The following is a 12913-nucleotide window of genomic DNA, read 5'->3' on the forward strand; positions in this document are numbered from 1 at the left end:
ATCGTCCACGACGCCGGGAAGTCCGCGGCGCGGGCCCATCCGACCCAATGGTCGGCCGGACCGTCCGCTGAGAATTCACCCAGGATCTCCCCAGCGAATGCCGGGGATCGCCCGGCGGGGTGCGTCCGATGCCTCGCGGGGGCTGCGGGCCCGATGGACGACCGACGATTCGCCCCACCCGATTCGAACATCGCAGGCGGTGTGCAATGACCATGTCCCTCAGCACGACGTCCCACGGTACGACGGCGACATCGGCTGCCCAGCAGCCCGACTGGCAGGACGGCGACCTCCTCGACCACGTCCGGCGGCGGCTGCGCGACCTGCCCGGCCTGACCACCGAGGATGAGGTGGGGGAGCTGGAGCGGGCGCTGGCCGGGGCGGCACGCGGCGAGGCGCTGGTACTCCAGGGAGGCGACTGCGCCGAACGCTTCCACGACGCCGTACCCGACCGCGTCCGCCGCAAGCTCGATCACCTGCAGGGACTGGCATCCGTCCTGCGGGCGGGAACGGGCCTGGGCGTGGTGCCGGTCGGCCGCATGGCGGGCCAGTACGCCAAACCGCGATCGGACCCCTACGAGACACTGCCCGACGGTCGCCGCGTGCCGAGCTACCGCGGTGACGCGGTCAACGACCCGGCCGCCGACCCGGTGCTCCGGGCGGCCGACCCGACCCGGCTGGTCGACGCCTACGACTGCTCCCGGGCGGTGCTCGGGGCGGTGCGCGCCTCGTGGGCGGGTCGGCAGGCGGGTGAACGCGTCTACACCGCCCACGAACTCCTCCTGCTCCCCTACGAGGAATCACTGGTCCGGACGGGGAAGCGGGGCGACTATGCTGCGTCGACGCATTTCGGCTGGATCGGTGCCAGGACCAGCGCGCCGGACGGCGCGCACGTGGGGCTGGCCGCGTCGGTGCACAACCCGGTCGGGGTGAAGATCGGGCCGCGCACCTCGCCGGCCCACGCCGTCGAGCTGGTCCGGAGACTCAACCCCGACGCGGTGCCCGGGCGGCTGACGTTCATCGTCCGGATGGGTGCCGAGCAGCTGGACAGCGCCCTGCCGCCCCTGGTCGAAGCGGTGGCGGCGGGCGGCATACCCGTCGTCTGGCTGAGCGACCCGATGCACGGCAACACGTACCGCGCGCCCGGCGGGGCCAAGACCCGGTCCCTGTCGGCCATGCGCGCGGAGACGGAGGCGTTCGTGCGGGTGCTGCGGGAACACCGGCAATGGCCGGCCGGCCTGCACCTCGAATTGACACCCGACCCGGTGACCGAGTGCGTGGACGTTCCCGAAACAGCCACCGGTCGCCTCGTATTCCCCCATTACCGCTCCGTCTGCGACCCGCGGCTCAATCCGGCGCAGGCCGAGCAGCTCGTGCACGCATTTCTCCGCCTGCTGTGAAAGGGGTCGTCGGCGGACTCAGATCTTCGTCAATCGAGCTTTCTGCAGATCCGGCCCTCCTGTGTCGCTTTCACGCCGGCGGCGAACCTGCTCGTCGCGTTCAGCTCCTCCATGACATCGGCGATCCGGCGCCGCACGGTCCGCACGCTGAGCGAGAGGCGCCTGGCGATCTGTTCATCGGTGTATCCGAGCGCCAGATAGCACAGGATCTGCTGCCTCAGGTCGGCGCGTCCGCCGCTCTTGCTGCATACCAGGCATATGCTCGGGAGCTCCTCGCCTATCGTCAGCGTGTTATCCCAGCTTTCTGAGGCGGTAGAGCCGATGCGGGTGGAGGGAACTCGGGACACGAGCTCGGGCATGATCTGTTCTCCCCTGAGGAAAAGCAACACTGAAGTCCGGCGCGAGCGGGTGAAGGCATTCGTGCCGGACGGGTGATAACGGCCTACATCATCGCGCCGACCATGGAAGGCGATGTGGACGACGTCGTTTCGCCCTCGTCCATCGTCCTCCGTTTCCGGCGTTCCATCCGGATGGGGGGCGGGGACACGTGGGTCGGCGGCGTCGATTCAACGATAGGGAGTGGCCCTGGGCGTCCCCAGTCCTGGAGCGCACAGCACTGGACTCCCAGGGAACTCCTTCGGCGTCACGGCTTCGGCGCCGGCGGCCGCACCACTCCGGGGCCGAAGTGCAGGATGCGGTACTCGCGGGGCGGGATGCCGTAGGTGGCGCGGAACAGGCGTGAGAAATAGCTCGGATCCCGGAAGCCCCAGCGCGCGGCGATCACGCTCACCGGTTCCGTCTGCTGAGCCGGGTCGGCCAGGTGGCGGCGGCACTGTTCCAGGCGGCGCGTCCGAATCCACTCCACGACCGTGGCCTCCTCGGTCTCGAAGAGCTTGTGCAGGTAGCGCGTGGAGATGTGGTGCGCGGTGGCGATGTTCTTCGGGGACAGGTCGGGGTCGTCGAGGTGCCGGTCGATGAACGCATAGACCCGTGTCAGAAGTGCACCGCGGTGGCTTTCGGGCGGCACCTCCGAGTCGCGTTCGAGCCGTCCGGCCAAGGCGACGGCCAACAGGTCCAGCAGCGCGGTCGACAGGCGCACGCCGTCGGCGCCTTCCACGGGATCGCCCTCCAGGTTGTCGGCCAGCCCGACCAGGAAGTTGGAGACCAGCTGCCCCATGCCCCGCTGCCCGTCGATCCGGACCGCGGTCAGCCGGGCGACGTTGTCCACCCGGATGGGCAGGAGGTGGCGAGGGAACGTCACGGTCACAGCGCGTACCGAAGACCGGGGCGCGCAACCCAGGTGGGAGGGGCGCGTGACATCGAGGAACCCGAAGTCGCCGGGGATGAAGCCGGCTTCCCTGCCGTCCTGGTTGAGGACGACGGCAGCGCCCCCCAACTGCAGTTCGAGGAGGTATTCGTCCGACTCGTCCTGGCGAATGTGGCGTGCGCTGCGGAAGATCTCGTAGCTGCCGCTCGCCGTGTATTCCACGAGCGAGTAGTGGACGGCGCCGAGGTTCGTCGACACCACCCGGCCCCAGAAGCCGTCGTCCCTCTGGTCGATTCGGGTGGTGCACCGGACGAAGTTCTCCGAGGTCACATGCTGCCAGTAGTCGATTCGCTCGCCGGGCGCCACGTCATCCGTGCACACTCGATTCACCAAGGTTCTCCCCAGTCATATCCGCTTTTTGTAGGATATATGCCTACCTGATGGGTGTGATCGGCAGGGTCGTTGCGCGTGGCGCGGCAGATGCACATGTCTCCGGGAATCACTGGCAGGAAACTGCCGATGGTTCCCCTTGACAACGGCGCCACCTCGCTGAAAGGCCACCGGGAGTATGCGCCGCCATGGTCGGCCGGCGGTTCCGCCGCGGCATGGCCGGACACGGCCGCCGCGCCGCCACCGCCGCCCGGCGGCCTGCGGACCGGCGCAGGCGGCACGCCGAATCCGCGTCCAGTGCGGGGATGTCGCACGGGCCGCCCCGGGGCCCACCCCGCGCACCCCGGGAAGCGGGCCTGCCCCGGAAATCGACACCGGACGATTTTCCCCGGGCCCGAAAATCCATCGGGAATTCGCATCCCCGGGGCCACTGGAATCCCATTGTCGGCCGCCGGCGCGACGGCCGCCCCGACGTCCCGATCGGATCCGGTCCCCCGAGAATCCGTGCCGCGGAGGCATGAAACAGCCGGTCAGTTCACTCCGCGGGCGCCGTGTGCGCTCTCGTCCCAGTCCGCCGCCCCTTGCCGCGTGAATCCTTTTTGCCACCTGCATTCGTCGCTGGCTAAAGTTGCCGCCGTATGTCGGAAGCGCCCCCCGTCCGGCTCCCCGAACGTTTCCGATGTCCGCGAACACCATGTGGAATGGAATCAATGAGCTCTGCTGACGCACCCCGGTCCGCACCCTCGTCGACGACCCCCCGGCGGGCGACACCGCGGGAATGGGCGGCCCTGGCGGTCCTGACGCTCCCCGTCCTGCTGATCTCCGTGGATATGACGGTGCTCGGCTTCGCCGTTCCCCACCTGAGCAGGGACCTGGCACCCACGTCGGTCCAGCTGCTGTGGATCGTCGACGTCTACGCCTTGGTGCTGGCGTCCCTCCTCGTCACGATGGGTGCGCTCGGCGACCGCGTGGGGAGGCGCAACCTGTTGATGGTGGGTGCGGCGGGCTTCGGCGTGGCCTCGCTCGCGGCCGCCTTCGCGCCCAATGCGGAGGCCATGATCGCGGCACGGGCCCTGCTCGGCCTCGCGGGTAGCACCCTGATGCCCTCCACACTGGCGCTCATCCGCAACATCTTCCGCGACGACGTCCAGCGCAAGTTCGCCATCGCCGTCTGGTCGTCCGCGCTGGCCGGGGGATCGGCGCTGGGGCCGGTCCTCGGCGGTGCCCTGCTGGAGTTCTTCTGGTGGGGCTCGCTCTTCCTGATCAATGTGCCGGTCACCGTCCTCACCCTGGTGCTGACACCGTTCCTCGTCCGCGAGTACCGCGCCGCCCATCCCGCCCCCATCGACGCCGCCAGCGCGCTGCTCGTGTCCGCCACCGTGTTCCCGGCGGTCTACGGGGTGAAGAAGCTGGCCGAGCAGGGGCTCGCCCCCGTGCCCCTGATGCTCGTGGCGGTGGGCGTGTTCTTCGGCTGCGTGTTCGTCCGCAGGCAGCTGCGGCGGGACAACCCCATGCTGGACATGCGCCTCTTCACCATCCGCGCGTTCAGCGTCGGTGTGTGGCTCAACCTCCTCACACTGTTCACGATGATCGCGGGGCTGTTCTTCCTCACCCAGTTCCTGCAGATCGTCCTCGGCATCTCGCCCCTGCGGGCGGGCCTGGCACTGCTGCCCGGATTGATGCTGTCCATCGTCGCCAGCTTCCTGGCGGTCGGCGCAGCGACACGACTGGGCTTCAGGGGCACACTCACCGCCGGCCTGACGCTGATGGCCGGAGGCTTCGCGGTGCTGAGCCAGCTCCCACAGGGGTCGGCCGCGGTGGCCGTCGCCGGCTTCGCACTCATCTGCTTCGGCATGGGGCTCACCCAGACCCTGACCAACGACGCCGTGGTGGGCTCGGTGCCCGAGGAGCGCGTGGGAGCCGCGTCAGCGGTGTCGGAGACCGGCTACGAACTGGGGGCCGCCCTCGGCATCGCGATCCTCGGCAGCGTGCTGTGGGCCTCCTACGCTTCGGCGATCCGCAACGTGGACGGCGTCCCGGGTGAGGCGATGGAGACCGCCCGCGACACCCTCGGCGGCGCGGTGCACACCGCGGAATCCCTCGCTCCGGAGGCCGCGAACGCCCTCGTCACCGCGGCACACGTCGCCTTCGTCGACGCGATCCACGTGACCAGCACCGTGGCCGCGGTCATCCTGGCCCTGGCGGCGATCCACACCGCCTGGGTGCTCCGTCCCGCTGCACCGGCCCCTGACCGGGCTCCCCGCTGACCAGGCCCCCGGGCTCAGGTGCCGGCGTCCGCTTCGGCGAGCGCGGCGGTGGTACCGGCGCCGGTGGGGTACGGCCCGGGGGTGTCGTCTGCGGGTGGGGCGTGGTGGTCGAGCCAGGTCGCGGCCTGGGTCTCGCCGCGGGTGTAGGAGTGGTCCGTGGCGACCCGCAGGGCGCGCTCGTGCAGGAGCCGGGCCCGTTGGGGGTCGCCCTCGGCGAGGGCGGTGCGGCCGAGGCGCGTGAGCGTCTCGACCACCTCGACCCACAGGCGCAGGTCCTCGGCCGTTGCGAGGCATCCGCCGAGCAGCTCGGCGGCGAGCGCGTGGTCGCCGTCGAGCTCGGCCAGGCGGGCGCGGGACCGGTCGGCCCGTAGCAGGCCCCAGCGGTCGCCGAGGGCACGGAACAGTTCGGCACTCGCCGCCGCGTCCCGCCGGGCCGACGCCGGGTCGTCCGCCTCCAGGTGGTGCTCGGCGCGTTCCGCCAGAGCGAGGGCCTGGCCCCAGTGGTCTCCGGCCGTACGGGCGCCGGCCAGGGCGCCGTCGACGAGGCGGCGGCCCGCGTCGCGGCGCCCGGAGCGGTACAGCGCCGCCCCCAGGAACCAGCGCAGCCGCGACCTCAGCCGGGGGTCGCCGACGCGGTCGATCGGCTCCTCCCACAGGTCCAGCGCGGCCGACCAGGCCTCGGCCGTGGCCCGTGCGGGCGCGGGTCCGCCGTCGGTGCCGAGCGCCGCACGCAGTGACCGGCGCGCCTCCGGCAGCCGGCGGCGCAGCACCCAGTACCACGCCAGCCCGTTCACCAGGCGCAGCGCGGTCGAGGCGTCGGCCTCCCGCAGCGCCGTGTCCAGGGCACGGCGCAGATTGACGGTCTCGGCGTCCAGGTACGCCAGATACCGGTCCTGCTCCGGGCCGCGCAGGTGCCGATCGGCCGACTCGGCCTGCTCGGCGTGGAACCCGGCGAAGCCCCGGCGCACCCGCGCCAGCTCCCCGGCCTCCTCCAAGCGCTCGGTGCAGTAGGCGGCGACCGACTCCAGCAGCCGGAACCGCTCCCCGTCGCGGACGACCAGCGACCGGTCCACGAGCCGGGTCAGCACATCCAGCACCTGATCGGGCGGGATGTCGGTGTCGGAGGAGACGACCTCGGCGGCCCGCAGGGTGCAGCCGTCCGCGTGCACGGCCAGCCGCCGCAGCACGGCCTGCTCGGTTTCCCCGAGCAGCTCCCAGCTCCAGTCGATCATCGCCCGCAGCGTCCGCTGCCGCGGCGGGCGGCCGCGCACCGGCCCGGTGGGCAGCGCGAAGCGGTCCTGCAGGCGGGCCGCGATCTGCTCGGGGGAGAGAACACGGAGCCGGGGAGCCACCAGTTCCAGCGCCAGAGGGACACCGTCCAGGCGTCGGCAGATCGCCGCGACCGCCGCCGCGTTGCCGGCAGTGAGGGCGAACCCGGGAACCGCCGCCTGCGCGCGCTGTACGAAGAGGTCGACCGCGCCGGAACCGGCGGCCCCGGATCCGTGGTCGCAGGTGCCGGGCTCGGGCAGGTCCAGCGGTGGCACCGGGCGCACCGTCTCGCCGGGGACGTTCAGCGCCTCCTGGCCGGTGACCAGTATCCGGGCGGTCGGGGCGGCCCCGAGCAGGGCGGCGGCCACCGTGGCCACCGCCTCCACCACGTGTTCGGTGTTGTCCAGGAGGAACAGGGCGTGCCGGCCCGCCAGCGCGGTGGACAGCCATGACAGGAGGCCGAGCGGGTCGGAGTCGGAGTCGGCCGCCGCGGCGTCGCACAGGCCGAGCGCGGTGATGATCCGCTCGGCCACATCCTCCGCCGTGGAGCGGTGGTCCAGGCCGGCGAGCTCCACGAGCAGGACGCCGTCGGGGAAGTCGCCGACCAGGCCTGCGGCGGCGGCCAGCGCGAGCCGCGTCTTGCCGACGCCGCCGGGGCCGGTGAGGGACAGCAGCCGGACGTCCGACACGGGGGACAGGAGCGCCCGAACCTCGGCCACCGCCTCGGCACGGCCGATCAGCGGGGTCGGCGGTGCGGGCAGGTTGGTGCGGGGCCGTTGCGCGGCGGTCGGGTCCGCGGCGAGCCCCGGATCGTGCCGCAGGATCGCCTCGTGCAGTGCGCACAGCTCCGGCCCGGGGTCGGCCCCGAGCTCATCTGCGAGCCGGTTGCGCAGGTCCTCGTAGCCGTCGAGGGCATCGCCGCGGCGCCCGGCCCGGTAGAGGGCGCGCATGTGGGCGGCCCGCAGGCGCTCGCGCAGCGGGTGCCGCTCCACGAGCGCGCCCAACTCGGTGGCGAGGGCGCGGTGCTCGCCGAGTTCGAGGCGCGCCTCCGCCAGGTCCTCGACGGCGGCCAGCCGGAGCTCCGCCAGCCGCGCGATCTCGGCGCGCGCGAACGCGTGGTCGGCGACGTCGGCGTAGGCCTCGCCCCGCCACAGCTCCAACGCCTCGGTGAGCAGCCGCGCGCGTATCCGCGGATGCCGGTCCGCCCCCGCCCGCTCGACCAGGTCGGCGAAGACCTCGGCGTCCAGATCGCCCGCCTCGACCCGCAGCCGGTACCCCGCGGCCTGCCGGACCACCCGGTCGCGCCCCAGCACCCGGCGCAGCTGGGACACCTTGGTCTGCAGGGTGTTCAACGGGCCGCCGGGCGCCCGCCCCTCCCACAGGTCGTCGATGAGCCGGTCGGCCGGCACCGGGCCGCCCCGGTGCGTCAGGAGGATCGCCAGGAGGGCGCGCACCTTCGTCTCGGGGACCCCCGCCTGCCGCCCGTCGGCGTCCCAGACGGCCAGCGGACCGAGTACTCCGTAACGCATGCACGGCACCCTACCCGGCGGCGCCGTGAGCGTTGCGTGCGGGAACCGTGCGCGCCGCTCAGCACTCTGGAGGGCGTTGTCGCGATCGAGAGGAGCCCCTGTCATGAGACGCGCGAGCGGCGGCCGGGCCGGCCCGCGGGAATGGGCCGGACTGGCGGTCCTGGCCCTGCCCACCATGCTGCTGGGACTGGACGTCACCGTGCTGCACCTTGCATTGCCGTCCCTGGCGGCGGACCTGAGGCCCACGGGCACCCAGGAGCTGTGGATCGTCGACGCCTACGGATTCCTGATCGCGGGATTCCTCATCACCATGGGGACGGTGGGGGACCGGATCGGTCGCCGCCGTCTGCTGCTGATCGGCGGGGTCGCGTTCGTCGCCGCATCCCTCGCGGCCGCCTACTCCACCAGCGCCGAGATGCTGATCGCCGCGCGCGCCGCACTGGGGATCGCCGGCGCCACCCTGATGCCCTCGACGCTCGCCCTGATCAGCAACATGTTCGCCGACGCGCGGCAGCGGGCGCTGGCGATCGGCATGTGGGTGATGTTCTTCGCGCTCGGCATGGCCGCCGGACCCCTGGTGGGCGGCGCCCTGGTGGAGTACTTCCGGTGGGGAGCGGCGTTCCTCGTCGCGGTGCCGGTCATCGGGACCATGCTGGTGGCCGCCCCGTTCCTGCTGCCGGAGTACCGCGCCCCCGACAGCGGTCGGCTCGACCTCCCCAGCGTCGCGCTGTCGCTGGCCGCGATCCTCCCGGTCGTCTACGGAATCAAGCAGTTCGCCAAGGACGGACCGCAGCCGGAGGTGGTGGCCGCCCTCGCGGCCGGGGCGGTGTTCGCCGTGGTGTTCGTCCGGCGGCAGCGGACCCTGGCCGACCCCTTCCTGGACGTCACCCTGTTCCGCAACCGCGCCTTCGGCGTCGCGCTGGGCATGATGCTCGTCGGGCTGGTGGGCGTCGGCGGCACCATGCTGCTGGTCACCCAGTACCTGCAGCTGGTGGCGGACCTCCCGCCGCTGACCGCGGGGCTGCTCTACGGCCCGCCCGCGCTGATGATGATGCTGTCCGCGGTCGCGGCCCCGCTCGTCGCGCGGCGCGTCCGCCCCGGGTACGTCGTGGCGGGCGTGCTCGCGGTCTCGGCGGGGGGCTACGCCCTGCTCGCCGTCGTCGGCAGCGACGACGGCGTCCCCCTGGTCGTCGCCGGCTTCTCGCTGATCTACCTGGGCCTGGGCGCGATCGCCGTCCTGGGGACCGATCTGGTGGTCGGAGCGGCGCCGCCGGAGAAGGCCGGGTCGGCTTCGGCGATGTCGGAGACCGTCCAGGATTTCGGCCTGGCGGCGGGGATCGCGCTGCTGGGCAGCCTGGCCACCGCGGTCTACCGGCGAGGCGTCGAGGAGCAGGCGGACGGCCTTCCCGCGGATGTCGCCGTGCCGTTCGGCGACAGCCTCTCCGGGGCCGCCTCGGTCGCCGCGCGGCTCCCCGACTCCCTGCTCGACCAGGCGCGCGCGTCCTTCACCGCGGGCCTGAACACCGCCGGTGCGGTCGGCGCGGTGGGGGTCCTGGTGCTGGCGGCTCTGACCGCGGTGACCCTGCGGCACATCGGCACCATCGGCACCGATGACCCGGGCGACGCGTCGGGCGACGGCGCGGGTGACGGCGCGACGGAACCCGCGCGACCGGTCGGCTGACATGCGCGATGTACCGGGAGCGCCACCCCCGCACCCGCGGGGGTGGCGGCGGCGCCGACCTGCCGATGTGCCCGCGGGGGCACCGGGCGCGCACGGCCCCGCCGTGGCGATGCCCTCCGCGGCCCCTCCGACACCCCTTCCCGCAGAGGGAGCGGGCGGTTACTCTGCGCTCGACAGTCGCCCGCCGTAGCAGTGTGCATACCGAACAAAAGGATCCCCCTATGCACAGACGCTTGACACTCTGTCTCACCGTCGTCTCCCTGGCCGCGCTCGCGCTCCCGTTCGCGAGCACCCACCCTCCGGCCGCGGCCGACACCGCGGCCGACACCGCGGTCGAGAGCGCGGTCGAGAGCGCCGAAGTGGTGCCGATCCAGGTCACCGGCGACCCCAACCGGCGGTTCAACCTCATCGTCCTCGGTGACGGCTACACCGAGGAGGAGATGCCGCTCTTCCACGAACAGGTCCGGCACCACCTGGCGGTGCAGTGGAGCATCGAGCCCTTCCGCGGCTACCGCGACTACTTCAACGTCTACGCGGTCGAGACCCCCTCGGCCGAGTCCGGCGTCGGCTGCGACCCCGACCTCGCCGCCGGCCCCCGCGACACCGCCCTGGGCATGGGCTTCCACGGCGGCTGCCGGCCCGACCGGCTGCAGCGCCTGCTCACCGTCGACAGCGCGGCCGCCGCGGCCGCCGCCGATCTCGTCCCCGGTGTCGCCGCGGACAACCGGCAGGTCCTGGCCCTGGCCAACAGCGACACCTACGGCGGAGCCGGGGGCACCTACGCCACCGCTTCGGCCGGAAACGCGCTGTCCGCACTGATCAGCCCGCACGAACTCGGCCACTCGCTGGGGCGGCTGCAGGACGAGTACCCCTATTACCAGCGCGACACCAGCCTGGGCCGCTGGGACCGCGGCGAACCCGACTCCGCACACCACACCCTCATGACACCCGAGGCGATGACGGAGCGGCGCGCCAAGTGGTGGCGGTGGCTCGGTGAGGAGAGTGAGTCCGGCGGCACCATCGGCGCCGCGGGCTCACCCGGCCACGAGGGCGGGCTCTACCACTCCGAAGGGGTGTGGCGCCCCAGCCGCCACTCGATGATGAAATCCCTGGGTTACTACTTCGACCAGGTGAGCCGGGAGATCATGGTGCAGCGCATCTCCGGGCAGCGCGACCGAGGACGCCTGCCGGTCTCCTCCACCCCCGAGGGCGAGGTCGGGCCCGACGACGCCGTGTGGGTCGATGCGCCGTACCCCGCCTACCACGAGCTCACCTTCACCTGGACGGTCGACGGCGAGGAACTGCCCGAGGCCGAGGGGCGCCGTGCCCTGGACCTCTCCGACCTCGACGTCGGGGCCGGAACCGAGGTGGAGGTCCGGGTACAGGACCCCACCCCCTTCGTGCGCGACCCCGAGATCCGCGCGTCGGCCGCGCTGACGCAGACCCGCGGCTGGACCGTCGGCGCCCCGCGGCCGGCCGACGACGCGCCGGTCGAGTTCGCCGCCGCCCGCGACACCGAGCGCCCGCTCGCCGCTGACGAGGTCGTCTACGCGCAGACCACCCACCCCTCCGACCGGGTCCCCGAGGTGGTCTGGGAGCTCGACGGCGCACGTGTGGCCACATCCGCCGACGGGCGAACCCTCGACCTGGGAGCGCTCGACCTGAGCGGAGACGGGCACAGGCTCACCGCCACCGCCGACCCGGGGGCGCCCGACCCCGACACCCGAACCTGGACCGTCGACGCCACCCCGCCCACCGCCCCGCGTGAGGTGTCGGAGCCCGCCGCGCCGGTGCGCGGCGCCGACGGCGAGCACGGTATCCACCTCGGCTCCCTCACCCTCGGCCTGGAGCCGCGCGACGACCGCGAGGGACCCGTCGTGGCCGAGTTCCGGGTGGACGGGGACGGCTGGCACCACTACTACGGCTGGCCCACCGACGCCGAGGCGCCGTTCCTGCTCACCCCGCGGGGGACCGACATCGACGACCTCGTCTACGGGAGCCTGGGCAGCGGCGGGCTGTCGATGTCCGTGATCGAGGTGGACGGCCACGAGCCCGGCTGGGGCACCCACACCGTCGAACACCGCGCCATCGACGCCGCCGGCAACATCGGCGCGGCCGAGTCCTTCACGGCGACCGTCGTCCCCGGCACCGAGCCGGCGTGCACGCGCACCGTCACCGGAGTGCACCGCGGCGGCCTGGAGGTGCGCGAGGGAACGGTGTGCCTGGACGGCGCGACCGTGCACGGGGGCGTGACCGTTGCCGCGGGCGCCTCCGTGGTCGCACAGGGCGCGACGGTGTGGGGCGGTCTGACCGCGCGGGGCGCGGTGACCGTCCGCCTCGCCGACACCCGCGTCGTCGGTCCGGTGCGCATCTCCGGCGGCAGCGCCGAGACGTCGCTGCTGGGCTCGGAGGTGACCGGGCCGGTCACCCTGCGCGGCAACACCCAGACCCCGGCCGACGACTGGACCGCGTCGTGGTCCGAGGACGCCGCGTCCGGCGGGTACGGCGTGATCGTCGCCGGGAACCGCGTGCGCGGCGGAATCGACTGCAGCGGCAACACACCGTCGGTCACCGATTTCGGCGCTCCCAACACCGTGGCCGGGCCCGCCACCGGTCAGTGCGGCGACCTGTGACCGCTTCCCCGGGCGGTCGGTGGCCCCGTGCGGTCGGCATCCACATGTGCCGGACCGGGGGTTGCCGACCGCCCGCGCTCCGTCCTTTGCCGGGTCGGGACAGGGCGGCCGGCCCCGCGCCGGTCCGGGGAACCGGGCCCCGGCGGCGGGAAGACGGGAAGAAGGGAGCGGCGGACGTGTGGTGCTGCAGTCTGTGCGGAGTTGCGGACGTCGGGCAGATGCGGGCCCGGCACACGGGCGAGCGGCTGTGGGTGTGCCGGGAGTGCGACGCGGTGTGGCGCGAGGGCGACGACCTCTCGGATCCGCCCTTTTCGAGCGTCGCCCATGACGAGCCCGAGGGTGGCGTCTCGTGGGACGACTTCCACCCGGTCGCCGACGCCGCGTGCGCCTGGGACGCCCGCGCGCGATCGGTGCCCGGCGGCCGCGCCACCTCCGCGCACCGGGCCGAAGGAGCGCCGATGTGAGGCCTCCGGCACCGCG

Annotated in this window: 8 protein-coding genes; 5 read left to right on the forward strand and 3 right to left on the reverse strand. The window is 73.0% G+C overall.

From position 1 onward, the window contains the following. Positions 1 to 206 precede the first annotated feature (206 nt). A complete protein-coding gene (locus HNR23_RS05075; RefSeq protein ID WP_184073975.1) occupies positions 207 to 1397 on the forward strand; it encodes a 3-deoxy-7-phosphoheptulonate synthase in 1191 nt (396 codons plus the stop codon). 29 nt (positions 1398 to 1426) lie between these two features. Here HNR23_RS05075 and HNR23_RS05080 read toward each other — a convergent pair whose 3' ends face one another. Both HNR23_RS05080 and HNR23_RS05085 read right to left on the reverse strand, forming a co-directional pair. Continuing rightward, a complete protein-coding gene (locus HNR23_RS05080) occupies positions 1427 to 1756 on the reverse strand; it encodes a response regulator transcription factor (RefSeq protein WP_184073977.1) in 330 nt (109 codons plus the stop codon). Positions 1757 to 2040: 284 nt separating this feature from the next. Further along, on the reverse strand, positions 2041 to 3045 hold the full coding sequence (locus HNR23_RS05085) for a helix-turn-helix domain-containing protein (RefSeq protein WP_184073979.1): 1005 nt from the start codon (positions 3043 to 3045) through the stop codon (positions 2041 to 2043). A gap of 719 nt (positions 3046 to 3764) precedes the next feature. On the opposite strand from HNR23_RS05085, the gene HNR23_RS05090 reads away from it, so the two are divergent. Then, positions 3765 to 5321: an MFS transporter gene (locus tag HNR23_RS05090; RefSeq protein ID WP_184073981.1), complete on the forward strand. Its 1557-nt coding sequence runs from the start codon at positions 3765 to 3767 to the stop codon at positions 5319 to 5321. A gap of 14 nt (positions 5322 to 5335) precedes the next feature. On the opposite strand, the gene HNR23_RS05095 is transcribed toward HNR23_RS05090, so the two are convergent. Continuing rightward, positions 5336 to 8119, reverse strand: coding sequence for a BTAD domain-containing putative transcriptional regulator (locus HNR23_RS05095; protein WP_184073983.1), 2784 nt, complete (start codon positions 8117 to 8119; stop codon positions 5336 to 5338). A gap of 103 nt (positions 8120 to 8222) precedes the next feature. On the opposite strand from HNR23_RS05095, the gene HNR23_RS05100 reads away from it, so the two are divergent. The 3 genes from HNR23_RS05100 to HNR23_RS05110 all read left to right on the forward strand — a co-directional run bounded on the left by HNR23_RS05100 (position 8223) and on the right by HNR23_RS05110 (position 12897). Further along, the gene (locus HNR23_RS05100) at positions 8223 to 9800 is read left to right on the forward strand and encodes an MFS transporter (RefSeq protein WP_184073985.1); all 1578 of its coding nucleotides are present in this window, start codon (positions 8223 to 8225) and stop codon (positions 9798 to 9800) included. Between the two features lie 221 nt (positions 9801 to 10021). Continuing rightward, positions 10022 to 12433 (forward strand): M64 family metallopeptidase, encoded by a 2412-nt coding sequence (locus HNR23_RS05105; RefSeq protein WP_184073987.1) that lies wholly within the window; start codon positions 10022 to 10024, stop codon positions 12431 to 12433. Between the two features lie 218 nt (positions 12434 to 12651). Beyond that, entirely contained in the window at positions 12652 to 12897 is a 246-nt protein-coding gene (locus tag HNR23_RS05110; RefSeq protein ID WP_184073989.1) for a hypothetical protein, read from the forward strand. The last annotated feature ends 16 nt before the right edge of the window (positions 12898 to 12913 follow it).

This window comes from Nocardiopsis mwathae (assembly GCF_014201195.1).
Classification (GTDB): domain Bacteria; phylum Actinomycetota; class Actinomycetes; order Streptosporangiales; family Streptosporangiaceae; genus Nocardiopsis_C; species Nocardiopsis_C mwathae.

What these genes read in the sequence shown, in the direction of transcription:
- HNR23_RS05075 (WP_184073975.1), top strand. Translation starts at nt 207, where the DNA reads ATGACCATGTCCCTCAGCACGACGTCCCACGGTACGACGGCGACATCG.
- HNR23_RS05080 (WP_184073977.1), bottom strand. Translation starts at nt 1,756, where the DNA reads ATGCCCGAGCTCGTGTCCCGAGTTCCCTCCACCCGCATCGGCTCTACC.
- HNR23_RS05090 (WP_184073981.1), top strand. Translation starts at nt 3,765, where the DNA reads ATGAGCTCTGCTGACGCACCCCGGTCCGCACCCTCGTCGACGACCCCC.
- HNR23_RS05095 (WP_184073983.1), bottom strand. Translation starts at nt 8,119, where the DNA reads ATGCGTTACGGAGTACTCGGTCCGCTGGCCGTCTGGGACGCCGACGGG.
- HNR23_RS05100 (WP_184073985.1), top strand. Translation starts at nt 8,223, where the DNA reads ATGAGACGCGCGAGCGGCGGCCGGGCCGGCCCGCGGGAATGGGCCGGA.
- HNR23_RS05105 (WP_184073987.1), top strand. Translation starts at nt 10,022, where the DNA reads ATGCACAGACGCTTGACACTCTGTCTCACCGTCGTCTCCCTGGCCGCG.
- HNR23_RS05110 (WP_184073989.1), top strand. Translation starts at nt 12,652, where the DNA reads ATGCGGGCCCGGCACACGGGCGAGCGGCTGTGGGTGTGCCGGGAGTGC.